Raw genomic sequence first — 23,925 nt, 5'->3', positions numbered from 1 at the left:
AAAACCGCTTGCGCACTGGATCAATACTGAAGGGTTGCGTGGTGAACCTGAGGTGCATACATAAAGCGCAAACGCGGGGCTGATCACGCATTCGGCGGTTGCTGGCAACGCGACGGTTTATGCAGAGACCGTTTTGAGTGCACGCCCCCTGCGAGTAATCTTGGCGCAGATTCACGCCTTGGGATGAAACATGGAACTGCACATCGTCATCAAGGGCCGCAAGGACTTGGCGGCCCAGTTATATCAGCAACTGCGCGAAGCCATTGCCGCCGGGCGTCTCGCGGCAGGTGCGCAACTGCCACCCAGCCGCCTGCTGGCCGAGCAGTTGGGCGTCTCACGCAAGACCGTCTCCGACACCTACGCCACGCTGACCTACGAAGGTCTGCTGGTGGGCAGGATCGGCCGAGGCACCTTCGTCAACGCGTGGGCGCCGCCTGCGGATCGCCTGCAAACCGCCACCGACCTGGCCTGTGCCGCCAACCTGGCGAAATGGCAAGCGCTGCCCTCACCCATGCGCCACCCCGCCCGCGACAACACCCTGCGCTACGAGTTTCTCGGCGGCGCCACCAGCCGCAACCAGTTCCCCCAGGATGAATGGCGACGCTGCACCCAGGACGCCCTGCGCCGTATCGCGCAGAACAGCGGTTTCTACAGCCAACCCGAAGGCTTGCCGGCACTGCGCAGTGCGATTGCCGGGCATATCGCGTTTTCCCGGGGCGTCAACTGCCGCGACGATGACATTGTCGTCACCAACGGCGCGCAGCAGGCGCTGGACCTGCTGGCCCGGGTGGTGCTGGAACCGGGCAGCATCGTCGCCATGGAAGATCCCGGTTACAGCCCCGCACGCCAGTTGTTCCAAGCGATGGGCGCCAGCGTCGCCAGTGTGCCGGTGGATGACCAAGGCATTCAGGTGGATCAGATCCCCGATGGCACACGGCTGATCTACGTCACGCCCTCCCACCAGTTCCCCCTGGGCATGCCCATGAGCCTGCCACGTCGGGAAGCCCTCTTGGCCCGCGCTTTCGCGCTGGGCGCAATCATCATCGAAGACGACTACGACAGCGAGTTTCGCTACGAAGGCCGCCCTACCGACTCCCTGCAAAGCATGGACACCCGTGGCGTGGTCACTTACGTCGGCACCTTCTCCAAAACCCTGCTGCCCGAGCTGCGCCTGGGGTATCTGGTGTTGCCGCCGACGATTTACGGCGCGGTGGTCAAGGCCAAGCAATTGACCGACCAGCACAGTTCCACACTGCCGCAGTGGGCGCTGGCCAAGTTCATCAGCGAGGGCTATTTGCTCAAGCATATCCGCCGCTGCCACACCGTATACGCCGGGCGCCGCGAGCGCATCCTGCAACGCCTGGCCGGGGACTTGTCGCCGTGGTTCGAAGCCGTACCCACCGTGGCGGGGTTTCATATGGCGGCGCTGTGCAAGGTGCCGGTGAATATTGCGTTGCTGATGACCTTGGCGCGTCAGGTCGACGTGGGTGTGTATCCGCTGGACGTGTTCTTTCACGACGCACCGGTGCGACCTGGGTTGATTATTGGATTCGGGGCCATCGAAACCCTGGACATCGACCCGGCACTGGACAAGGTGCGCGACATTCTCCAACAGATTGGCTAGGGGTTTTTCCGGCGCATTGGTCATTGGTCGGCAAAGCACTGCGGCGTAGGGTGGACAGGTCTCGAATCACTTCCACATTTATCAGGGGCGTTTGAACTGGCGTCGCAGGTCTTCAATCTGCTGGCGGCACACGCACCCTTCAAGGTGATCATTGACCATCCCCATCGCCTGCATCAGCGCATACATCGTAGTGGGCCCCACGAACGTCCAGCCGCGTTTTTTCAAGGCCTTGGACAGTCGCACCGAAGCCGATGAGGTCGGATTAGCCGCCCAATAAGCCAGGTCCACCACGGCGGGGCGCTCTTCAGGACCGGGCTCGAACGCCCACAACCACCGCGCCAGCGACCCGGTTTCATCCACCAGCTCACACGCCCGGCGCGCATTGTTGATGGTCGACACGATCTTCGCCCGATTACGCACAATGCCCGGGTCCTGCATCAAGCGTTCGATATCGGCCTCGCCATACTGCGCCACCCGACGAAAATCAAAGCCGTCGAACGCCTGCCGGAAGCTGTCGCGCTTGCGCAAAATGGTGATCCACGCCATTCCCGCCTGAAAGCCTTCCAGGCAAATCTTTTCGTACAGCTGGACATCATCCGCCACCGGCACGCCCCACTCGTGGTCGTGGTAACGCGGGTATTCCGGCGCCGAGGTGCGCCAGCTGCAATGGCTGTGGCCCGCTGCGTCAGTGGTCAATCCTGGAGTATCCATCCCTTACCTCATAAGCCGAGCGGCGGATGATAGACGAAATTTTTTCCACCCTGCCAACCGCTCAAGCACCACCCTCAGCGACCAACTGGTCAGACCGGGACTTGTCAATCACCCAATAATGACTTGTGGTTTCGAAAAAACCCGGCGTAGACTGGCCTCGCACTGGACTTACCGGTATGACCACAACAATTAAGCCCTGGAACCACCAGGGCACCGAATAGAGATCCCTCCCATGCTCAGATGGTGCTCGCGTTCGATTTTCCTGCAAGTCGTGATTGGCCTGATGTTAGGCATCATCTGCGGCCTGGCCCTTCCCGAATTCTCTTCGCAACTCAAACCCCTCGGCGATGGCTTTATCAAGCTGATCAAAATGCTGATTGGCCTGATCGTGTTCTGCGTGGTGGTCAGTGGCATTTCCGGCGCCGGCGACTTGAAGAAAGTCGGCCGCATCGGCCTCAAGTCGGTGATCTACTTTGAAATCCTCACCACCATTGCCCTGGTTATCGGCCTGATCATGGCGTTCAGCACCGGTATCGGCCAAGGCGCCAATATCCACCTGGAACAGCTCTCCTCCGCGGGCCTCAATGAACTGGCCGACAAGGGCCAGCACATCAAAGGCACCAGCCAGTTCCTGATGGACCTGATCCCCAACTCGGTGATCGGCGCATTTGCCGACAACAACGTGCTGCAAGTACTGCTGTTCTCGGTGCTGTTCGGCAGCGCGCTGAACCTGGTGGGCGAAGCGGCCTCGGGCATCACTCGGCTGATCAATGAACTGAGCCACGTGATCTTCCGCATCATGGGCATGATCGTGCGCCTGGCGCCGATTGGCGTGTTCGGCGCAATCGCCTTCACCACCAGCACCTACGGCCTGGATTCGCTGCAACACCTGGGCAGTCTGGTTGGCCTGTTCTACCTGACCTGCTTTGCCTTCGTCGCGCTGATCCTCGGCCTGGTGATGCGCCTGTCGGGCCTGCGCATGCTGCCGCTGCTCAAGTACCTGCGCGAGGAACTGCTGATCGTGATGGGGACCGCGTCCTCCGACGCCGTGCTGCCCCAGGTCATGCGCAAACTCGAACACCTGGGAATCGGCAGCTCCACCGTTGGCCTGGTGATTCCAACGGGTTACTCGTTCAACCTCGACGGTTTCTCGATCTACCTGACCCTGGCCATCGTGTTTATCGCCAACGCCACCGGCACACCGCTGTCGATGACCGATTTACTGACCATCCTGCTGGTGTCGTTGATCACTTCCAAAGGCGCCCACGGGATTCCCGGCTCGGCGCTGGTGATTCTGGCGGCAACGCTGACAGCAATCCCGGCGATTCCGGTGGTGGGCCTGGTGCTGGTACTGGCGGTGGACTGGTTCATGGGCATTGGCCGCGCATTGACTAACCTGATCGGCAACTGCGTCGCCACCGTGGCCATTGCCCGCTGGGAAAAAGACATCGATATCCAACGCGCCAACAAGGTGTTGGACGGCCAGCAAGGGTATGCATTCCAGGCCAAGAAGCCGGTGTTACCGGCGCATCAAGAGTTCTGATCCGCTTTCAAGCACGACACAAATCAATGTGGGAGGGGGCTTGCCCCCCCCACATTAGCTCATCACAAGATTTACTGCTGTATTAGCAAAATTAAGGAAATATCGACGTGATCAGCACCTCAACCGTCGTCAATTCAGTCGTAGAGAAACTGCGCGCCGCCTTGGCGCGGGGCCAGTGGCGTCGTGGCGAAATGCTGCCCGGCCAACGTGAACTGGCTGAACAGATGGGCATCAGCCGCCCCAGCCTGCGCGAGGCGGTGATCGTACTGGAAACCCTCGGCCTGGTGCGCTCGATGCCCGGCAAAGGTGTGGTGGTGCTGGAAACCAGCGTCAGCGAGCCCCAATCCAGCGACGCCGTGGCCGACGCCAGCCTCGAAGACATCCTGCAACTGCGCTACACCCTCGAACCCTTCATCGTCGGTCTCGTCGCCCAATCCATCAGCAGCAAGGAAGTCGGCCAGTTGCGCCTGACGCTGATGGACATGCGCGAAGCCCTCGACGCCGGAGACGCCGAAGCGGGGATGAACGCCTACATCGCCTTCCACGAAGAACTGTTCGCCCTCACCTCCAACCCGATCTTCCAGAACGTGGTGCAACAGACCAGCAACGCCCTCAAGCAAAGCGCCCAGGTGCTGCGCAATTCGCCGGAACACCTGGCCGAGCGCCTGCAGGAAAACGACGCCGTGGTACGCGCCATCCGCAATAAAAACAGCGCCCTGGCCAGCGCCGAAATGCGCAAGCACATCCTCCAGGAAGGCTTGCGCATGGGTATCCGCTTGAACATCCCGGACGACCATCTGGGCAGCTGACTTTTTGGAGACGACCATGACCGCCCACGCCCTGCACCGCGAGCCCTTCCTCCCCGCCCTGCGCCTGGTTGCCGGTAAAAAGCCCTCGGTGGACGACATCTACCCACGGCTGTTCGACGCGATCCTCGAACAACGCATCGCCCCGGCCAGCCGGTTTACCGAAGAAAGCCTGGGTGAAACCTTTGGCGTAAGCCGCAGTGTGATTCGCCGGGTGTTGGCCAAGCTGTCCCATCAGCAAGTGATCATCCTGCGCCCCAACCAGCGCGCCCAAGTGGCGGCACCGGATGCGCAGCAGACCCGGCAGATCCTCGAAGCACGGCGCATGACCGAAATGACCGTGGTGCAACTGGCCTGTGCCCAGGCGACATCCTCGCAAATACGCCAACTGCGCGAGCTGATCGCCCGTGAACGTGAGTGCATAGAACGCGACCAGCGTGGGCCGGCGATTCGCTTGTCGGGGGAGTTTCACCTGCACTTGGCGGCCATCGCGGCGAATGGGCCACTGGCGCAGTTTTTGAACAGCCTGGTGCCGTTGACGTCGTTGGTCATTGCGCAATTTGAAGCGAAAGCCTGCACGTATTGCGCGTGGCAGGAACATGTGGCGATTGTGGATGCGGTGGAACAGCGGGATTCGGCAACAGCAATGACATTGATGACCCAACACCTCGATCACCTGGAAGCCAAGTTGCTGAAACACCACTAACCTCCCACATTGGCCCTCTATTGTTTGATAAAGAGCACTCCAACAAAAAGCCCCTGCATCTCAAGATACAGGGGCTTTTGTTCTAGCCGCTAAATCAAGCCGGTTGCAGCACCGACTGACCGCTCAACGCCAAGTCCAGCAACTCACGGTTGGCCACCGCGTACATGGCGTAGTCCGTGCCGACCGCAGCACGGATTTCCACCATCATGGCGACCCAGCGATCGGCCATGTCCTTGTGCTGCTCAAGCCACAGGGCCACACGGGCTTCCATGTCTTGTGGCGCGTCGGCCATTTGCAGGACAGAAATGGTGATCGCCCGTTGCTGCCAGTCCACGTCGTCGCGGAAGGCTTCGCGGGCCTGGGCCTGCCAATTGTTGGCAACCGGCAGATCACTGATCTGCTGCAGGTACCATGGCAAGTCCAGGGCGCTGCCAACGGCAAAGTAGGCCTTGGCCACTTCAGCGGCGTCATGCCCGGTCACGTCAGCGGCTTCGATGATTGGCAGCAAGGTGTACAGGTGAGTCGTACCTGCAACCATGCGCGCCAACAACTCCGGCACGCCCGCTTCGGTGTAAGCCTGATAACGGTTCTGCCATCCTTCGCGGGTCGGGCCTTCCAGCAGTTCGTCGAGCTTGAGGCCCAACGCTGCCAGGTGCGGACCGAAGTGCGCGGTATCACGCCCGGCGTCCTGTTCGTTGCGACGGCTGCGCAGGAACCAGCGCGTGGCGCGACGGCCCAGGCGCATCAGCTCATCCATCAACTGCAATTGCACGTCAGCGCTAACCTGGTGGTCCAGGGCTTCGATCTGACGGAACCAGTGCGGGAGGTGGAAAATGTCACGCACGATCACGTAGGCGCCGGCCACGTTCGCCGGGCTCATGCCGGTCGACTCTTTGAGTCGTTGAACGAAAGTGATGCCCATGTGGTTGACCAGGTCGTTGGCGATCTGGGTGCTGACAATCTCACGCTTGAGGCGGTGGCGACGCATGGCTTCGCCGAACTTGGCCACCAGGCTCGGAGGGAACGCGGTCTCCATGTCACGGGTCAGGTACTCGTCATCCGGCACCTGGGACTTGAGCAACGCTTCCTTGAGGTCGATCTTGCTGTACGAGATCAGTACCGACAGTTCCGGACGGGTCAGGCCCTTGCCGTTGGCGGCGCGCTCGATGAGCTGCTCCTCGGTCGGCAGGTACTCGATGGCGCGGTCCAGCTTGCCACGGCCTTCCAGGTCGCTCATCAGGCGCTTGTACTCGGCTGCTCGCTCATAAGCCTTGCGGGCGGCCAGGGACAGAGCCTGCGTCTGCTTGTAGTTGTTGCCCAACACCAGGCTGCCGACTTCGTCGGTCATGCTCGCCAGCAACTGGTTGCGTTGCTTGTCGGTCATGTCACCGGCTTGCACCACTTCGTTGAGCAGGATCTTGATGTTCACTTCGTGGTCGGAGCAGTCCACGCCACCGGCGTTGTCGATGAAGTCGGTGTTGGAACCGCCGCCATTGAGGCCGAATTCCACACGACCCAGCTGGGTCATGCCGAGGTTACCGCCCTCGCCCACCACCTTGCAGCGCAGTTCGTTGCCGTTGACACGCAGCGCGTCGTTGGCCTTGTCGCCCACATCGGCGTGGCTTTCGGTGCTGGCCTTGACGTACGTACCGATACCACCGTTCCACAACAGGTCCACCGGCGCCTTGAGCAAAGCGTTCAGCAGTTCGGTCGGGGTCAGCTTGTCGGCCGAGATGTCGAAGCGTTCTTTCATCTGTGGCGAGATGGCAATGCTCTTCGCGCTGCGCGAGAAGATGCCGCCGCCTTCGGACATGATGCTGGTGTCGTAGTCGGTCCAGGCCGAACGCGGCAGCTCGAACATGCGCTGACGCTCGACGAAGCTGGTCGCCGGGTTCGGGTTTGGATCGATGAAAATGTGCAGGTGGTTGAAGGCGGCGACCAGTTGCAGCTTGTCGGACATCAACAGGCCGTTACCGAACACGTCACCGGCCATGTCGCCGACGCCCACCACAGTGATGCTGTCTTCCTGCACATTGATGCCGCGCTCACGGAAGTGACGCTGCACGCCGACCCACGCGCCCTTGGCAGTGATGCCCATTTTCTTGTGGTCGTAACCGGCGGAACCACCGGAAGCGAACGCATCGCCCAGCCAGAAGCCGTAGTCGATGGCAATGCCGTTGGCGATGTCGGAGAAGGTCGCAGTGCCCTTGTCCGCTGCCACCACCAGATACGGGTCATCGTCGTCATGACGTACCACATTCAACGGCGGCACCAGCGCGCCGTCCTTGAGGTTGTCGGTGATGTCCAACAGGCCCGAAATGAAGATGCGGTAGCAGGCGATGCCCTCGGCCGCGATCTCGTCACGGCTGCCGCCCAGTGGCAGGCGACGCGGCAGGAAGCCGCCTTTGGCGCCCACCGGCACGATCACCGAGTTCTTCACCTGCTGGGCTTTTACCAGGCCGAGCACTTCGGTACGGAAGTCTTCTTCACGGTCGGACCAGCGCAGGCCGCCACGCGCAACGTTGCCAAAGCGCAGGTGCACACCTTCAACCCGTGGCGAGTAGACGAAGATTTCAAACTTCGGCACCGGCTTGGGCAGCTCAGGGATCGCACGCGGGTCGAACTTGAAGCTGAAGTACGACTTGTTCTGGCCGTTGGCGTCGGTCTGGTAGAAGTTGGTACGCAGGGTGGCCTTGATCAGGTCCAGGTAGCGACGCAGGATGCGGTCTTCGTTGAGCACCTGAACATCGTCCAGGGCGCTGAGGATCGCTTGTTCCAGGCGCAGCTGCTTGTCTTCCAGGTCGTCGGCGGTGAGCTTGCGTGCCAGGTAGAAGCGCGTCTTGAACAACCGGGTCAACTCGCGGGCGATGTCGGTGTGGTTGTTCAGGGTGCTGGCGATGTAACCCAGGTCAAAGCCCAGGCGGATCTGCTTCAGGTAACGGGCGTAGGCACGCAGCAGCGCGACGTCGCGCCATGGCAGGCCGGCGGTCAGTACCAGGCGGTTGAACGCATCGTTTTCTGCATCGCCGTGGACGATGTGCACGAACGCGTCCTGCAGGGTGTCGTTGAGCTGCTGGATATCCAGGTTCACGCCTTCGGCGGCGATGAACGCGAAGTCATGGATCCAGAACTCACGGCCATTGGCGTGACGCAGGCGGTACGGGAACTCACCCAGCACGCGCAGGCCGAGGTTTTCCAGGATCGGCAGCACGTCGGACAGCGCCAGCGGGGTGTCGGCGTGGTAGAGCTTGCAATGCAGCTCGCGTTGGCCGGAGACCTGGCCCAGCGGCTGATAGAAGCTCATCACCAGCGGGTTGGCTTCGGTCAGGCTGAGCAGGTGCTGCATGTCGACCACGGCCGAATGCGCCGCGAAACGCTCGCGATAGCCGGCCGGGAAGCCTTTCGGGAAGTCTGCCAGCACGTTGGTGCCGTGGGCTTCGCCGAAGCTTTCCACCACCAGGCTGGAGTAGTCGTCCTGCCAGCTGCGGCAGGCCTGCACCACTTCTTTTTCCAGTTGCAGCGGGTCGATGTCGAGGCGGTTCTTCGGGTCTACCCGCAGAATCAGCTGCACGCGCGCCAGCACGGATTCGGAGAAGAAAGTCCAGAACTCGCAATCCGAGGCTTTCAGGCGATCCATCAGCACTTGCTGGATCTTCTGGCGCACTTCGGTGGAATAGATGTCACGCGGCACGTAGGCCAGGCAGTAGCAGAAACGACCGTACGGGTCTTTGCGCAGGAAGACGCGGATCTTGTTGCGTTCCTGGATCTGCACGATGGACATCACCGTGCTGAAGAGTTCGTCGACCGGGGTCTGGAACAGGTCGTCACGGGGCAGTACTTCAACGACCTGGGCCAGTTCCTTGCCCAGGTGCGCCTTGGCCTGGAAGCCCGAGCGGCGTTCGATCTCGGCCACTTTGCGACGGATGTACGGGATGACGCGCACGCTTTCGCCATACACCGAAGAGGTGTACAGGCCCATGAAGCGGTGTTCCTTGATCACCTTGCCGTCGGCATCGATCTCGCGGATCGACACGTAGTCCGGGTAAGCCGGGCGGTGTACGCGGCTCGGGTGCGCAGCCTTGGCGAACGACAGCACGGTCGGTTCACGCAGGTAGGACACGGCGTAGTCTTCGATGCGCAGGTCGTCGGCGGTGAGGCCGGCGCGCAGCAGCTTGGTCAGACCGAGGAACGAGCTGGCGTCATATTCGATATGCCCGCCATCCGCCTCGTCACGTACCACGAATTCTTCGTAGCCCAGGAAGGTGAAGTGGTTGCCCACCAGCCATTCCAGGAAGTTCTTGATCTCGGCTTTTTCTTCGCCGTCGATGCTGAACTGGCTGGCGTCGATGCCGGCCAGCAGGTCCTGGACCTTGGCTTTCATCGGTTCGAAATCGGCTACGGCCACCCGCACTTCGCCCAGCACCTGCTCAAGCTCTTTGCTCAACACGCTCAGTTCGGCGGCGTTGGCGCAGCGGTCGATTTCCAGGTACATCAGCGATTCTTGCTCGACGCCTTCGCCCTGGGTGCCTTTTGGCAGGATTTCCAGCAACTCGCCTTTGTTCCCACGGCGCACGCTGAGCACGGTGGTCTGCAGGGTGTGGATGCTGTAGCCGCGACGGTTCAGCTCGGTACGCACCGAGTCCACCAGGAACGGCAGGTCATGGTGCAGCACTTCGACCGCGGTGTGGGTCGACTGCCAGCCATGACGTTCGTAATCGGGGTTATAGACCCGCACTTGCGGTTGGGTGTGATCAAAGCGCTCAAGCAGGCGCCAGGCAGACAGGGTGCAACCGGCCAGGTCGGAAAGGCGACGCTGGGTCAGTTCGTCCAGGGAAATGATGCCGAAGAATTGTTCAGCGAACAGCGCCACTTGTGGCAGTGCCTGTTCACTGATGTGCTGCGCCAGTGCCGCTTGCAGTTGATGCTGGAAGTCGGCCTTGCTGGCTGCGGTGAAGAACGCCATCTGTGGTACTCCGCTTGGGCTTGTTATTGATGGAAGCGTCGCGTGTTATCCCCTTGCGGGGAGACCGTCACCTGGATTCGCAGGTCATTACTCAAACACCATAACGAATTCAGAGTGACAGGTGGGTGAAGCTGGACAAGACAGTCAGGTCACATACAACTTCCATAAGATGCACACCTTGCCGGGTGACGGTACGACGGGCAGGTCAGGCGCCTGGAACATGCGCATCCGTTGCGCAGCTTAACGAGTGTAGGAGGACTGCTCTTGCAATGCTGCGACATATTCGGTCATCAGTAAGCAGGGTTCGGGTTGCGACGAGTGCAACCCCACATTCCCACCCGTTGAAAAACGCAATTTTCAAAGCTGCCAGTGCCGAAAATGACTGGTTTTGCCCGTCAGGTCATAACGCATGTGTGACACAGGATGCAGCAGAAAATTCGCCGCAATGGCACAATCGCCCCTTGCAACGCCCTCTCCCAGACAGGATTCCCCATGCTGCAGCTGAAAACCGACGCCCTGATGGCCACTCCCTGCGACGACGAAGAAGACAACATGGCCATGCTCTGCTGCCACGGCACGACCGGCGAAATGTTCATGTTGACCCGCTATCCGGATGAAGACGAAGTCGAGCTGACCTGGGATTATGAGCCGTCGACCCTGGACGGGCTGAAGGTCACGTTGGGCGACACGACCCTGTTGGTAGAGCTGGCGGCAGGTGATGCCGATGCGTTGGGCGGCAAGGACCAACTGCAGATCACCCACGCCACCGCCGCGTCGGACATGGCCGAGCTGGAACAAACCCTGCAGAACATCCTCAAGGGCACAGGCACCTTCAACCGAACCTGAGAGCACCAAAATTCAAATGTGCGAGGGGGCTTGGCGCCTCCCACATTGACCCTGTTCCAAAACAAAATTCCTACAAGTTTTGCCAAAAATACCCGTAACGCCGTTAGTCGCCAGCCCCTGCCATGCATTAAAGTAGGCGCCCCAGGCTGTCGTTTGTTACATGACGCACAGGCCCCTCTCTCCAGGAACCGTCATCGATGGAACATCGTGAAGCGCTGCTTGCGCTGCGAACCTTTCTTTCTACGCAGATTCTCGGCCAGGAAAAACTCATCGATCGCCTGCTGATCGCCCTGCTCGCCGACGGCCATATGCTGGTGGAAGGCGCACCGGGACTGGCCAAGACCAAGGCCATCAAAGAGTTGGCCGAAGGGATCGAGGCGCAGTTCCATCGCATCCAGTTCACCCCCGACCTGTTGCCCGCCGACATCACCGGCACCGAGATCTATCGCCCGGAAACCGGCAGCTTCGTGTTCCAGCAAGGGCCGATCTTCCACAACCTGGTGCTGGCGGACGAAATCAACCGTGCCCCGGCCAAGGTTCAGTCGGCGCTGCTTGAGGCCATGGCCGAGCGCCAGGTCAGCGTCGGGCGCAGCACCTACGAGCTGTCGCCGCTGTTTTTGGTGATGGCCACGCAAAACCCCATCGAACAGGAAGGCACCTACCCGCTGCCCGAAGCCCAGCTCGACCGGTTCCTGATGCACGTCAAGATCGGCTTTCCCGATGCGGCCGTCGAGCGCCGTATCCTGCAACAGGCCCGTGGCGAAGCCCTCAACGGCGAAACCAAGCCCGAGCGCCGCGTCAGCCAGCAGGCAATCTTCGCCGCGCGCAAGGAAATCCTCGGTCTGTACATGGCCGATGCGGTGGAGGAATACCTGGTGCAACTGGTCATGGCCACGCGCACCCCGGCCAAGTTCGACCCGGAGATGGCCGAGTGGATTGCCTACGGCGCCAGCCCACGTGGCTCCATCGCCCTCGACCGCTGCGCCCGTGCCCACGCCTGGCTGGCCGGACGCGACTTTGTGAGCCCAGAGGATATTCAGGCCGTGCTGTTCGACGTGCTGCGCCACCGCATCATTCTGTCGTTCGAGGCCGAAGCGGCCGGGATTGACCAGGACCGCGTGGTGCAACGCATTCTTGACGTCGTTGCCGTCGCTTGAAGTCGATGAATGCCAGCGATGGGATCCGCGTCACGCTCAGCGAATTGATTGAGATGCGCCACCGCGTGCGCGAAGTGCAGCTGTTTTCCACGCCGAGCCAGCGCAGCCCGCTGATCGGCCTGCACCACTCCAAGCTGCGCGGGCGCGGCGTCGACTTCGACCAGGTGCGTGTGTACCAGGCCGGAGACGACGTGCGCACCATCGACTGGCGCGTTACCGCACGCACCCAGGAACCGCACACCAAACTGTTCCATGAAGAGCGCGAACGGCCGATCTTCATCATGGTCGAGCAAAGCTGCCGGCTGTTTTTCGGCTCGGGGCAGATGTTCAAGTCGGTGCTGGCGGCGCAGGCGGCGAGCCTGATCGGCTGGGCGGCCCTGGGGCACAACGATCGCGTCGGCGGGCTGGTGTTCGGCGACAACGAGCACTACGAAATCAAACCCCGGCGCAGCAAGCAAAGCCTGCTGCAACTGCTTAACCGCCTGGTGCGCGTCAACCAGAGCCTGGACACCGAAAGCCGTCCCGAAGCCGACGCCCTGGGCATGGCCCTGCGCCGTGGCCGCGAAGTGCTGCGCCCTGGCAGCCTGGTGATTGTGATTTGCGATGAACGTGCCCTCACCGACGGCGCCGAGCAACAACTGAGCCTGCTGTCACGCCATTGTGATCTGCTGCTGTTGCCGATCTCCGATCCGCTGGACCACGCCCTGCCCGCCGCCGGGCTGCTGCGTTTCGCGCAGCGAGGCGCGCAACTGGAACTCGACACGCTGAACTACGACTTGCGCCAGGCCTACAAGGCCCAGGCCGAAGCACGCATCGCCCGCTGGGAACGTCTCGCGCAAAAACTGCGGGTCCTGCTGATGCCCTTGAGCACCCAGAGCGAAATGGTCGAGCAACTGCGCGAATACCTCAACCCGCAACGCCCGGCCAAAAAACAATGAGCAGCCTCGACCAACTGCAACCGCTGATCGCCCCGCCGAGTATCGGCTTCTGGCCGCCTGCACCGGGCTGGTGGCTGGTGCTGCTGGTGATCCCGTTGCTGGGGTGGGGGCTTTGGTCCCTGCGCCGCTTCCTGCCTGCGCGCCGCCCGGTCGCACGCGCCGAACAACCCTTGGACCCGTTGCGCATCGCCGCCCTGGCCGAATTGGCGCTGATGCCCAAACCCTACGACGGCGCGCCCGCCGGTGCCTGGTTGCAACAACTCAATGGCTTGCTCAAGCGCCTGTGCCGCAACGACTACCCTTACAGCCAGAGCCACACCCTCAACGGGCGCAAATGGCTGGCATTCCTCGACAACCGCTGCCCGGCTGCCGGCCTCACCCGCTGGATGGTGCTGGTGGAAGGCGCCTACAAACCCGAATGCAAACTCGACGACAAAGCCATCGCCGGCCTGACTCAAGCCGTCGACACCTGGATTCGCAAACATGTTTGAGTTCGCCTGGCCGTGGATCTTCGTCCTGTTGCCGCTGCCCTGGTTGATGCGGCTGGTTCTGCCAGCGGCCGACAGCGGCGAACCCGCACTTAAAGTCAGCTACCTCGGTGACCTCGAAGGCCTGGCCAGGCGCCGCGCGCGCGTCAACTTGCCGGGCTGGCGCCAGCAGGCCCCCTTCGTGGTGCTGTGGCTGCTGCTGCTGACCGCCGCCGCACGCCCGGAATGGCTCGGTGAACCGCTGCCGATTGCCGCCAGCGGCCGCGATCTACTGGTGGCAGTCGACGTGTCCGGCTCCATGGATTTCCCCGATATGCAGTGGCAGGACGAGGACGTGAGTCGCCTGTCCCTGGTCAAAAACCTATTGGGTGATTTCCTTGAACACCGCGAAGGTGACCGCGTAGGCCTGATCCTTTTCGGCAGCCAGGCGTACCTGCAAGCGCCACTGACCTTCGACCGCCGCACCGTGCGCACCTGGCTGGATGAAGCACGCATCGGCATCGCCGGCAAAAACACTGCCATCGGCGATGCCATCGGCCTGGCCCTAAAACGCCTGCGCCAGCGCCCGGCGCAAAGCCGCGTACTGATCCTGGTCACCGACGGCGCCAACAACGCCGGGCAGATCGACCCGCTGACCGCCGCACGCCTGGCCGCCGAAGAAGGTGTGAAAATCTACCCGATCGGCATCGGCGCCGACCCCGAGCAAACCGGTTCCCTGGGCATCCTCGGCGTCAACCCGAGCCTGGACCTCGATGAACCGGCTCTCAGGGCCATTGCCGAAGCAACCGGCGGGCAATACTTCCGCGCCCGCGATGGCGAAGAGCTGCAAACCATCAAGGCAACCCTCGACCGACTCGAACCCGTCGAGCAACAACCGACCCAGGCCCGCCCGGCCCAGGCGTTGTACAGCGGCCCCCTGGCCCTGGCGCTGATCCTGAGCCTGTTGCTGGTGATCCAGGAACGCTGGCCGAACAACGCCCTGCAACGCTGGTTCAGCAAAGTGTCGAGCAAGGGGATCTTCCTGCAACAAAGTCCTGAGTGGCGCCAACGCCTTAAACGCCTGCGTTTGCGGAGGCGCCGATGATCGACCTCTGGCCGCACTGGTTCCGCCCCTGGTGGCTGTTGCTGTTGCCGCTGCTCGGCTGGTTGCTATGGCAGTTGTGGCACCGGCAAAAACGCGCCGGGCGTTGGCAGATGATCCTGCCGCCGGCCTTCCATGCCGTGCTGCTCAGCGGTGGCAGCGGTCGCGAAAGCAAATCACCGTGGGTGGTGCTCGGTATCGCCTGGCTATTGGCCGTGCTGGCCTTGCTCGGCCCCAGTTGGCAACGGGTCGAACAAACCAGCCAGAAGCCCTCCGACCCGCTGGTGGTGTTGCTGGAGCTGACCCCGGAAATGCTCGCCACCGACAGCCCGCCCAATCGTCTGGAGCAAGCCCGCCGCAAGCTGTATGACTTGTTGCAGGCGCGCACCGATGCGCAAACCGCCATCGTGGTGTATGCCGGCAGCGCCCACACGCTGGTGCCACTGTCGGACGACCTGGGCACCAGCCGCAACCTGCTCGAAGCGCTGCGTCCCTCGATCATGCCCGAGACCGGCCACCGCGCTGACCTGGCGGTGCACAAAGCCCTGGACCTGCTCAAGCACAGCGGCCTCGGCCAAGGACGCCTGCTGCTGATCGGCTCATCGCTGTCCAAGCAGGAGCGCCAGGGCATTCGTCTGTTGCTGCAAAGCAACCAGTCGCCGCCCCTGTCGATCCTCGGCATCGGCAGCCGCGAAGGCACGCCCGTCACCCAGGAAAGCGGTGAATTTCTCAAGGACGAACAAGGCGCGATTCTGGTGCCACGCCTCGACAGCCCCACGCTCAAAGCCTTCGCCAACGAGATGGGCGGGCGTTACCGTGCCGCGCGCCTGGACGATAAAGACCTGCGCCAGCTCGGCGTACTCGACCCGCCGCAAGCCCTGCGTAACGACGGCCAGCTGCTGCACCTCGACACCTGGGCCGACCAGGGTTACTGGCTGCTCTTGCCGCTGTTGCTGCTCGCCGCCTGCGCCGGGCGCCGTGGCTGGTTGTTTTGCCTGCCCTTGCTGCTGATGGCCGCCCCCCAGCCCAGCTACGCCTTTGAACTCCAGGATTTGTGGCTGCGCCCAGACCAGCAAGGCCAATACCTGCTCAAGAAAAAACGTCCCGCCGAAGCCGCCGAACACTTCCAGGATGTGCAATGGCAAGGCGTTGCCTTGTACGAAGCCGGCAACTATGCCGAAGCCATCAAGCGCTTTGCCGAAGGCAATGACGCCTACGCTCACTACAATCGCGGTAATGCCTTGGCCAGATCCGGCGCACTCGAAGCGGCTGTCGACGCCTACGAGCAAGCCCTGGAAGCCCAGCCCGACCTGCAACCAGCCCTGAAAAACAAGGCCCTGGTGGAAGCCCTGATGCAGCAGCAGGCAGCGCCCGAGCCCGAACAGCCGGCAAAAAACGAGGATGACGAAACCACCCAACCCGGCCAAACTGCGCAACCGGGCGCCAGTGGGCAAACTGCCACGGGCGGCGAGCAGTCGTCCCAGGGCCAGGGCGAAGCCGGCAGCGGTGACACCCAGACCGGCGCAACACCCCAAGCCGGCGGCAACGAAGTACCGGGCAGCGAACTGGGCGACGAGCAAACCACTACCCCGCCGCTGCGCCCCGCCGACGCCAGCCTCGACGATGAACACCGCCAAGCCCTGGAACAATGGCTGCGGGAGATCCCGGACAACCCCGGCGAACTGCTGCGACGCAAATTCTGGTACGAACAGCAACAACATCAGGACAAGACTCGATGAGCCGCCGCACCCCCCTTCTGCTTCTGCTGGCGTTGACGGCAGGCCACGCCCAGGCGGCGAACCTGGTGGCCAGTGTCGACCGCAGCCGCCTCAATTCCGGGGAAACGGTGGAGCTGACGGTGGAGTCCAGCGACGTCACCCAGTTCGGCAAACCCGACCTGTCGCCACTGGATGCACAGTTCGAAGTCAGCGGCACCCGCCAGCTCAACCAGCTCACCACCCTGGGCGGCGACAACCACGCCACCACGCGCTGGATCATCACCCTGCTGCCCAAGGAAAACGGCACCGTAGTGATCCCGCCGTTGCAAGTGGGCGAGTACTCGACCCAGCCGATCAGCCTGCAAGTGCTGGAAACCGCCAGCCAGAACAGCAACGCCGAGCTGGCGCCGGTGTTTGTTGAAGCCAGCCTCGATCAATCCAGCGTGTACGTGCAGGCACAGGCCCTGTTGACGGTGCGCGTGTACCACTCGGTGTCGCTGTATGACGACAGCAGCCTCACCCCGTTGCAGATCCCGGATGCTCGCGTGGAGCAATTGGGCGAGTCACGCACCTATGAAAAGGTCATCAACAGCATCCGCCACGGAGTGATCGAAACCCGCTACGCGATCTACCCGCAACACAGCGGCGCCCTGGAACTGCCAACGCAGACCTTCAGCGCCACGTTGGTGGAATCGCGCCCGCCCCAGGACAATACCCTGCAAGGCACCAAGCCGGGCAAGCTGATCCATGTGAGTTCGGCGCCGCTGGCATTGCAGGTCAAACCCAAGCCCGAGTTCTATCCCGCCGATACGCCCTGGTTGCCGGCGCGCAGCCTGACCCTGACGGAATCCTGGAATCCAGAGCCTGAACATGTGCAAGTCGGCGACTCCCTGACGCGCAGCCTCACGGTCAAGGCCGAGGGCCTGTCCAGTGCCCAACTGCCGGCCCTCCCCAGCACGGAAATCAATGGCTTGCGCCGCTACCCGGACCAACCGGTACTTGGCAACCAGACCAGCGACCGTGGCCTGGTCGGCAGCCGCGAAGACCGCGAAGCCCTGGTCCCCAATCGGGTCGGCCCGCTGGAACTGCCACCTGTTGAAGTGGTGTGGTGGAACACCCATGAGGATCACCTTGAACGTACCAGCGTGCCCGCCCGCACCCTGCAAGTGGCGGCCAACCCGAGTCTGATGGTGGACACGCCTGCCACGCCAACCATCATCACCGCACCGGACGACAGCCGTCTGTGGCTATGGCAACTGAGCACCCTGGTCCTGGCCTGCACCACCCTGCTGGGCTTCGGCCTGTGGTGGCGTGCGCGCTGGCAACCGGCGGTGCTGCGCGCCGCACAAACCGGCCCGAGCCCGCGCACTCTGCTCGATGACCTCAAACGCGCCACCCAGGCAAACGACCCCCAGGCCACCCGTCAGGCGCTGGATGCCTGGGCGCGGCAGCAGCCGGAAACCCTGGCGGACATGGCGGCGCGCTTCGTGCCGCTGTCGGATGCGCTGGATGGGTTGAACGGTGCGCTGTACAGCGAGAGCGGCCAGTACTGGCTGGGCGAAGACCTGTGGCGCGCGATAAAAGCCATCCCCATGACCGAGCGCGTGCAAGACTCGGCGACGGACACCACCAGCTTGCCGCCGCTGTATCCCAAGTAACCCCCTTGTGGCGAGCGCTGGGCAGCCTGCACACCGCATAACCCTTGTGGGAGGGCGCTTGCCCCCGATGGCGGTGGGTCCGTCAAAAAAGAGCAGGCTGACCCACCGCCATCGGAGGCAAGCCTCCTCCCACATTGGATCGGCGTCGTCTGGAGCAGCGTGTTCGCAATACAGGTAAACTCCCCTCCTTTCCCTCTTCTCCACGGAGTTCGCCTTGCGTCTGTTCCACACCTCCGACTGGCACCTTGGCCAAAACCTGCACGGCCAGGAACGCGACTTCGAACACGCCTGTTTCCTTGAATGGCTGCTGGGCCAACTCAATACCCATCGCCCCGATGTGCTGTTGATCGCCGGCGATATCTTCGACACGGTCAACCCGCCGCTCAAGGCCCAGGAGCGGCTGTATGACTTCATCATCAGCGCCCATGAACAAAACCCCAACCTGACCATCGTGATGATCGCCGGCAACCACGATTCCGGCTCGCGCATCGAGTTGCCCGCGCCGTTGATGCGGCGCCTGCGCACCCATGCGCTCGGCCGCGTGCTGTGGCTGGATGACGGGCAGTTGGATGCCGACCGGCTGCTGATCCCGCTGCCGGATGCCAAAGGCAAGATCGGCGCCTGGTGCCTGGCCCTGCCCTTCCTGCGGCCAGCGGAAGTCACCGGCGCCCAGCTGGGTGACGATTACCTGCGTGGAATCGGCCAGGTACATGAATGGCTGATCGCCGCCGCCAACGCCAAACGCAAAAAAGGCCAGGCGCTGATTGCCATTAGCCATGCGCACATGGCCGGTGGTTCGGTGTCGGAAGACTCAGAGCGCAGCCTGATCATCGGCAATGCCGAGGCACTGCCCGCCAAACTGTTCGACAAAAGTGTCGCCTACGTTGCCCTCGGTCATTTGCACAAGCCGCAAAAGGTCAACGGCGAAGAGCGCATTCGCTACAGCGGCTCACCGATTCCGCTGTCGTTTTCCGAGATCGGCTACAAGCACCAGATTCTCGATGTGACCTTCCAGGGCCAATGCCTGGTGAGTGTCGAACCGCTGCTGATTCCCCGCTCGGTCGACCTGCAACGCCTCGAAGCCGCGCCCCTGGCGGATATCCTCAAGCAGTTGGCAGAGCTGCCCGACATCGACCTGCTCGCCGAAACCCAGCGCCACCCGTGGCTGGAAGTGCGTGTACGCCTCGACGAACCGCAACCGGACCTGCGCCAACAGATCGAAACCGCCCTGCAAGGCAAGGCCGTGCGCCTGGTGCGCATCGCCGCCGAGTACGCCGGCAAACGCGGCAGCGATGCCACTGACGAAGAGCGCTTGATCGAACTCGACCAACTCACGCCCCAAGAGCTGTTCAGCCGCGCCTGGCAGGACAGCTACGGCAGTGAAGTGGATGAACAGACCCTGAAGGACTTCGCCGTGCTGCTCCAGGAAGTACAACAGCAGGAGGAACAGCCATGAAGATCCTCGCCATCCGCCTGAAAAACCTCGCCTCCCTGGCCGGCCCGTTCGAGATCGACTTTACCGCCGACCCCCTGGCCAGCGCCGGGTTGTTCGCGATCACCGGGCCGACCGGCGCCGGTAAAAGCACGTTGCTCGATGCACTGTGCCTGGCGCTGTTTGGCGCCGTGCCGCGCTTGGGCGATACCGGCCAGGCCAAGATGCCCGATGCCGACACCGATATTTCCATCGGCGATCCACGCACCCTGATCCGTCGTGGCACCGGCGGCGGCTATGCCGAGGTGGATTTTGTCGGCGTCAGTGGCCGCCGCTACCGTGCGCGCTGGGAAGCCAATCGCGCCCGCGACAAAGCCAGCGGCAAGCTGCAGAACAGCCGGCAAAGCCTGATGGACCTGGACAGCGACCAACTGCTGGCCAGCCAGAAGACCGAATACAAGACCCAGCTGGAACTGGCCCTGGGTCTGAACTTCGAGCAATTCACCCGCGCCGTACTGCTGGCCCAGAGTGAGTTCAGCGCCTTCCTCAAGGCCAACGACAACGAGCGCAGCGAACTGCTGGAAAAGCTCACCGATACCGCGCTCTATACCCAACTGGGGCGCCGCGCATTCGACAAGGCCAAGGACGCCAAGGACACGCACAAGCAGCTGCAGGATCAGGCCACTGGCGTGGTCCCCCTGGCCGCCGAAGCCCGCGCCGAGCTGGATCAGCAACTGGCCGACGCCCAGCAGCACTTCAAGTCTCAGCAGGCCCAGCTAAAGCAGTTGGAATTGCAGCACACCTGGCTCAAGGAACTGCGCGAATGGCAGGAACGCCAACTCAGTGCCACCGAACAGTTGCATCGCGCCCAAGGCGACTGGGATAGCCAGGGCCCGCAACGCCAGGACCTGAGCCGGCTGGAGCAATTGGCGCCGCAACGCCATCACTTTGCACGACAGGCTGAACTCGGCACGTTGCTGACCCCGCTGGCAGCGCAGATTCAGCAGCACATCGAGCAGCAAAACGCCCTGCACGCCCGTCAGCAACACGCGCAGCTGCAACAAGCGACAGCACAAAGTGCCTTGGCTCAAGCGCTGAGCAACCAAGCAGACGCGGCGCCGCTATTGCGCCAGGCCTTCGAAGCGCAAAGCACCCTCGCCCATTTGACCCGTGACCTGGCCAAGCGCACGGAGGAAAAACAGCAGCAGGAAACCGCCTGCACCGAGGGCCACGCCCTGCTCAAGGGCCTGCAAGACAAACACACCCAGGTTGCCGAGCGCCTGCAACGTTTGTCTGCCGAGCTTGAGCGCAGTGCCAGCCTCGCCCCTCTGAGCGAAGCCTGGAACGCCTACCGCGACCGCCTGCAACAGCTAATGCTGATCGGCAACCGCCTGAACAAAGGCCAGGCCGAACTGCCTCAACTGCAAGAACGCGCCACCACCTCGGCCGACACGTTTGCCCAGCAACGCGAAGCCCTCGACCTGCTCTATCAAGAAGCCGGCGCCGAACCCCACGCCGTGGCCGAACAGGTGCAACTGCTGGCCAGCCTGCTGCAAGACAATCGCAAGCAACAGCGCGCCTTCGAAGACCTGACGCGCCTGTGGGACAGCCAGCAGCAGCTGGACCAGCAGGCCGCTGCCCTCACGCAAAAGCTCGTCGACGCCGCGCAGCAACGGGACCAACTGAACCAGGCCGGCCTGCACACCAAGGCCGAACTGGCGGTCGCCGAGCAGACGTTGACGGTCACCCGACAATTGCTGGAACGCCAGCGCCTGGCGCGCAGTGCCAGCGTCGAAGAGCTGCGCGAACAGTTGCAAGATGATCAGCCCTGCCCAGTCTGCGGCAGCCATGAGCACCCCTATCACCAACCCGAAGCGTTGCTGCACAGCCTCGGCCGCCACGATGAAAACGAGGAGGCCACGGCGCAGAAAGCCGTCGACACGCTCAAGGAAAAACTCACCGAATTGCGCGCTGAAGTGGGCGGCTTGATTGCCCAGCAAAAGGAATTTCTGCAACAGCAAGAGCAGTTGGCAATCCAGCAACAGGGCCTTGCGCCGAGCCTTGAAGCTCACCCGTTGTCCGCCTCGCTGCTCAACCAGGACGCGGCCAAACGCAGCGACTGGTTGACCCAGCAACTAAGCCAACTGACCCAAAGCATCAGCCAGGACGAACAACGCCAGGGCGCCCTGCTCAACCTGCAACAGAACGCCGGGCGCCTGCAGCAGCAACTGCAACTGGCCCAGGAGGCGAGCCAGCAGGCCCGCCAATTGATGCTGGATCAGCAGCGCGAGCTGTCCAACGACCGCGAGCGTCTTGATGAAGAACTCCAGGCCTTCGCCAGCCTGCTGCCGGCCGACACCCTCGAAGGCTTGCGCAACGAACCGGCCGCGACCTTTATGTTGCTCGACCAGCAGGTGAGCCAGCGCCTTGAGCAGCTGGGTCATCAGCACGATGAACTGACCGAGCAACAGGAGCGCCAGCAGGCCATCGAGAAAGAACACACCCACCAGCAGCATCGCCAGCAGCAACTCGATGCGCTGAACCAGCAATTCACCGAGCTGGCGGCCCGGCAACAGGTGGCCCAGGACACACTCCGTACACTGCTGGGCGAGCACGCCAGCGCTGAACAGTGGCAGCAACAACTGGAGCAGGCCGTGGTGCAGTCGCGCCAGAGCGAAACCGACGCCAACCAACAGTTGCAGGTCATCCACAACGAGCTGATCCAACTGGCCGCTGATCTCAAATCCCGCCAGGAACGTCAGCACACCCTGGACGCTGAACGGCAGGAACTCGAAACACGCCTCGCACAGTGGCGCGCCCTGCACCCTGAGTTGGATGACACTGGCCTGACACGGCTTCTGGCGTTCGACGACGCCCAGGTCAGCGCACTGCGCCAACAGCTGCAGGCCAGCGAAAAGGCCGTCGAACAAGCCAAGGTCCTGCTGCAAGAGCGCGAGCAACGCCTCGCCGAACATCAGGCTTCGCACAACGGTAACCTGGATGCCGAGCAACTGGACAGCGCCCTGGCCAGCCTCAATCAACAATTGGCTGAAGGCGAAAAACAGGTGGCTGAACTGCGCGCGCGTCAGTCCGAGGACCAACGCCGCCAGGATGCCAACCATGCGCTGGCCGAGCGCATCACCCAGGCCTATGAAGAGTGGCAACGCTGGGCGCGCTTGAATGCGTTGATCGGCTCGGCCACCGGCGATACGTTCCGCAAGATCGCCCAGGCCTACAACCTTGACCTGCTGGTGCATCACGCCAACGTGCAACTGCGCCAACTGGTGCGCCGCTACCGCCTCAAGCGCGGTGGCAGCATGCTCGGGTTACTGGTGATGGACACGGAAATGGGCGACGAACTGCGCTCGGTGCATTCCTTGTCCGGCGGCGAGACGTTCCTGGTGTCGCTGGCGCTGGCCTTGGGCCTGGCGTCGATGGCGTCCAGCACGCTGAAGATCGAGTCGCTATTTATCGACGAAGGCTTCGGCAGCCTCGACCCGGAGTCCCTGCAATTGGCGATGGATGCCCTGGACGGCTTGCAGGCCCAGGGCCGCAAAGTCGCGGTGATTTCCCACGTACAGGAAATGCATGAGCGCATCCCCGTGCAGATCCAGGTCAAGCGCCAAGGCAATGGCTTGAGCACCCTGGAGGTCAAGTGAGCGAGGCGCTGCTGTATTCGTTTCGCCGGTGCCCGTACGCCATGCGCGCACGCCTGGCCCTGCGGTATTCGGGCGTGCCGGTACAGATCATCGAGGTGAGCCTGAAAGCCAAGCCGGCAGAGATGCTGGCGCTGTCACCCAAGGGCACGGTGCCAGTGTTGAGTGTGGACGGTCAGGTCATCGACGAGAGCCTGGCGATCATGCAATGGGCGCTGGCGCAGAACGACCCTGACGATTGGTTGCTGCAGGGCGATGCCAGGGTGTTGGAGTTGATTGCCGAGAACGATTCAGCGTTCAAGCATCATTTGAATCGATACAAATATGCCGAACGCTACCCCGAGCAGCCAATGGAGCATTATCGGGCCGAGGGCGCGGTATTTTTGCAGAAGCTTGAGGACTTGCTGGCGGGGACCGACTACTTGCTGGCCGACCATTTGAGCCTGGCCGATGTGGCACTGGCGCCGTTTGTGCGCCAGTTTGCTCATGTGGATCGGGAGTGGTTTGCAGGGGCACCGTATCAGCGGCTAGCGGTTTGGCTACAACGTTTCCTGGACTCGCCGCTGTTTCTCACGGTGATGGCAAAAGCTTGAGCCCC

At 62.5% G+C, this 23,925-nt stretch carries 16 protein-coding genes; 14 read left to right on the top strand and 2 right to left on the bottom strand.

Features of this window, described 5'->3' with window-relative positions; translation table 11 throughout:
* Positions 1–190: 190 nt before the first annotated feature.
* Positions 191–1,624: a PLP-dependent aminotransferase family protein gene (locus EJD88_RS08685; protein ID WP_158877725.1), complete on the top strand. Its 1,434-nt coding sequence runs from the start codon at positions 191–193 to the stop codon at positions 1,622–1,624.
* Positions 1,625–1,705: 81 nt separating this feature from the next.
* Here the strand turns inward: EJD88_RS08685 and EJD88_RS08680 are convergent, their stop codons facing one another.
* Positions 1,706–2,335, bottom strand: coding sequence for a DNA-3-methyladenine glycosylase I (locus tag EJD88_RS08680; RefSeq protein ID WP_112195613.1), 630 nt, complete (start codon positions 2,333–2,335; stop codon positions 1,706–1,708).
* Between the two features lie 217 nt (positions 2,336–2,552).
* Between EJD88_RS08680 and EJD88_RS08675 the strand changes: the two genes are divergently transcribed.
* The 3 genes from EJD88_RS08675 to EJD88_RS08665 all read left to right on the top strand — a co-directional run bounded on the left by EJD88_RS08675 (position 2,553) and on the right by EJD88_RS08665 (position 5,390).
* A complete protein-coding gene (locus tag EJD88_RS08675) occupies positions 2,553–3,878 on the top strand; it encodes a C4-dicarboxylate transporter DctA (RefSeq protein ID WP_174244871.1) in 1,326 nt (441 codons plus the stop codon).
* A 107-nt stretch (positions 3,879–3,985) separates the two neighbouring features.
* Positions 3,986–4,687: a FadR/GntR family transcriptional regulator gene (locus tag EJD88_RS08670; protein ID WP_099585375.1), complete on the top strand. Its 702-nt coding sequence runs from the start codon at positions 3,986–3,988 to the stop codon at positions 4,685–4,687.
* A 16-nt stretch (positions 4,688–4,703) separates the two neighbouring features.
* The gene (locus EJD88_RS08665; RefSeq protein WP_099585376.1) at positions 4,704–5,390 is read left to right on the top strand and encodes a GntR family transcriptional regulator; all 687 of its coding nucleotides are present in this window, start codon (positions 4,704–4,706) and stop codon (positions 5,388–5,390) included.
* Between the two features lie 94 nt (positions 5,391–5,484).
* On the opposite strand, the gene EJD88_RS08660 is transcribed toward EJD88_RS08665, so the two are convergent.
* Positions 5,485–10,353, bottom strand: coding sequence for an NAD-glutamate dehydrogenase (locus EJD88_RS08660; protein ID WP_099585377.1), 4,869 nt, complete (start codon positions 10,351–10,353; stop codon positions 5,485–5,487).
* A 492-nt stretch (positions 10,354–10,845) separates the two neighbouring features.
* On the opposite strand from EJD88_RS08660, the gene EJD88_RS08655 reads away from it, so the two are divergent.
* The 10 genes from EJD88_RS08655 to EJD88_RS08610 all read left to right on the top strand — a co-directional run bounded on the left by EJD88_RS08655 (position 10,846) and on the right by EJD88_RS08610 (position 23,920).
* Entirely contained in the window at positions 10,846–11,199 is a 354-nt protein-coding gene (locus EJD88_RS08655; protein WP_158877723.1) for a hypothetical protein, read from the top strand.
* A gap of 197 nt (positions 11,200–11,396) precedes the next feature.
* Entirely contained in the window at positions 11,397–12,356 is a 960-nt protein-coding gene (locus tag EJD88_RS08650; protein ID WP_017739127.1) for a MoxR family ATPase, read from the top strand.
* Between the two features lie 5 nt (positions 12,357–12,361).
* Positions 12,362–13,294: a DUF58 domain-containing protein gene (locus EJD88_RS08645; RefSeq protein WP_099585379.1), complete on the top strand. Its 933-nt coding sequence runs from the start codon at positions 12,362–12,364 to the stop codon at positions 13,292–13,294.
* Entirely contained in the window at positions 13,291–13,785 is a 495-nt protein-coding gene (locus tag EJD88_RS08640) for a DUF4381 domain-containing protein (RefSeq protein ID WP_099585380.1), read from the top strand. The genes EJD88_RS08645 and EJD88_RS08640 overlap by 4 nt, the downstream gene beginning before the upstream one ends.
* Positions 13,778–14,866 (top strand): VWA domain-containing protein, encoded by a 1,089-nt coding sequence (locus tag EJD88_RS08635; RefSeq protein ID WP_099585381.1) that lies wholly within the window; start codon positions 13,778–13,780, stop codon positions 14,864–14,866. The genes EJD88_RS08640 and EJD88_RS08635 overlap by 8 nt, the downstream gene beginning before the upstream one ends.
* Entirely contained in the window at positions 14,863–16,602 is a 1,740-nt protein-coding gene (locus EJD88_RS08630) for a tetratricopeptide repeat protein (protein ID WP_158877721.1), read from the top strand. The genes EJD88_RS08635 and EJD88_RS08630 overlap by 4 nt, the downstream gene beginning before the upstream one ends.
* Positions 16,599–18,239, top strand: a complete 1,641-nt coding sequence (locus EJD88_RS08625) for a BatD family protein (protein ID WP_158877718.1) — start codon at positions 16,599–16,601, stop codon at positions 18,237–18,239. Before EJD88_RS08630 ends, EJD88_RS08625 begins: the two co-directional genes overlap by 4 nt.
* A gap of 214 nt (positions 18,240–18,453) precedes the next feature.
* Entirely contained in the window at positions 18,454–19,695 is a 1,242-nt protein-coding gene (locus tag EJD88_RS08620) for an exonuclease SbcCD subunit D C-terminal domain-containing protein (RefSeq protein WP_158877716.1), read from the top strand.
* Positions 19,692–23,330 carry an AAA family ATPase gene (locus EJD88_RS08615; protein ID WP_158877714.1) on the top strand — a complete coding sequence of 1,213 codons (3,639 nt, stop codon included), beginning with the start codon at positions 19,692–19,694 and terminating at the stop codon, positions 23,328–23,330. The genes EJD88_RS08620 and EJD88_RS08615 overlap by 4 nt, the downstream gene beginning before the upstream one ends.
* Positions 23,327–23,920, top strand: a complete 594-nt coding sequence (locus tag EJD88_RS08610) for a glutathione S-transferase (RefSeq protein ID WP_099583245.1) — start codon at positions 23,327–23,329, stop codon at positions 23,918–23,920. The genes EJD88_RS08615 and EJD88_RS08610 overlap by 4 nt, the downstream gene beginning before the upstream one ends.
* The last annotated feature ends 5 nt before the right edge of the window (positions 23,921–23,925 follow it).

Source organism: Pseudomonas sp. PB105 (genome assembly GCF_009764655.1).
Taxonomy (GTDB): Bacteria; Pseudomonadota; Gammaproteobacteria; order Pseudomonadales; family Pseudomonadaceae; genus Aquipseudomonas; species Aquipseudomonas cyclaminis.
The sequence above is the reverse complement of the archived record's forward strand: the minus strand, read 5'-3'. Positions and strand labels throughout refer to the sequence as shown.

Coding starts and splice junctions, on each gene's coding strand:
- EJD88_RS08685 (WP_158877725.1), top strand. CDS start 191: ATGGAACTGCACATCGTCATCAAGGGCCGCAAGGACTTGGCGGCCCAG.
- EJD88_RS08680 (WP_112195613.1), bottom strand. CDS start 2,335: ATGGATACTCCAGGATTGACCACTGACGCAGCGGGCCACAGCCATTGC.
- EJD88_RS08665 (WP_099585376.1), top strand. CDS start 4,704: ATGACCGCCCACGCCCTGCACCGCGAGCCCTTCCTCCCCGCCCTGCGC.
- EJD88_RS08660 (WP_099585377.1), bottom strand. CDS start 10,353: ATGGCGTTCTTCACCGCAGCCAGCAAGGCCGACTTCCAGCATCAACTG.
- EJD88_RS08655 (WP_158877723.1), top strand. CDS start 10,846: ATGCTGCAGCTGAAAACCGACGCCCTGATGGCCACTCCCTGCGACGAC.
- EJD88_RS08650 (WP_017739127.1), top strand. CDS start 11,397: ATGGAACATCGTGAAGCGCTGCTTGCGCTGCGAACCTTTCTTTCTACG.
- EJD88_RS08645 (WP_099585379.1), top strand. CDS start 12,362: ATGAATGCCAGCGATGGGATCCGCGTCACGCTCAGCGAATTGATTGAG.
- EJD88_RS08640 (WP_099585380.1), top strand. CDS start 13,291: ATGAGCAGCCTCGACCAACTGCAACCGCTGATCGCCCCGCCGAGTATC.
- EJD88_RS08635 (WP_099585381.1), top strand. CDS start 13,778: ATGTTTGAGTTCGCCTGGCCGTGGATCTTCGTCCTGTTGCCGCTGCCC.
- EJD88_RS08630 (WP_158877721.1), top strand. CDS start 14,863: ATGATCGACCTCTGGCCGCACTGGTTCCGCCCCTGGTGGCTGTTGCTG.
- EJD88_RS08625 (WP_158877718.1), top strand. CDS start 16,599: ATGAGCCGCCGCACCCCCCTTCTGCTTCTGCTGGCGTTGACGGCAGGC.
- EJD88_RS08615 (WP_158877714.1), top strand. CDS start 19,692: ATGAAGATCCTCGCCATCCGCCTGAAAAACCTCGCCTCCCTGGCCGGC.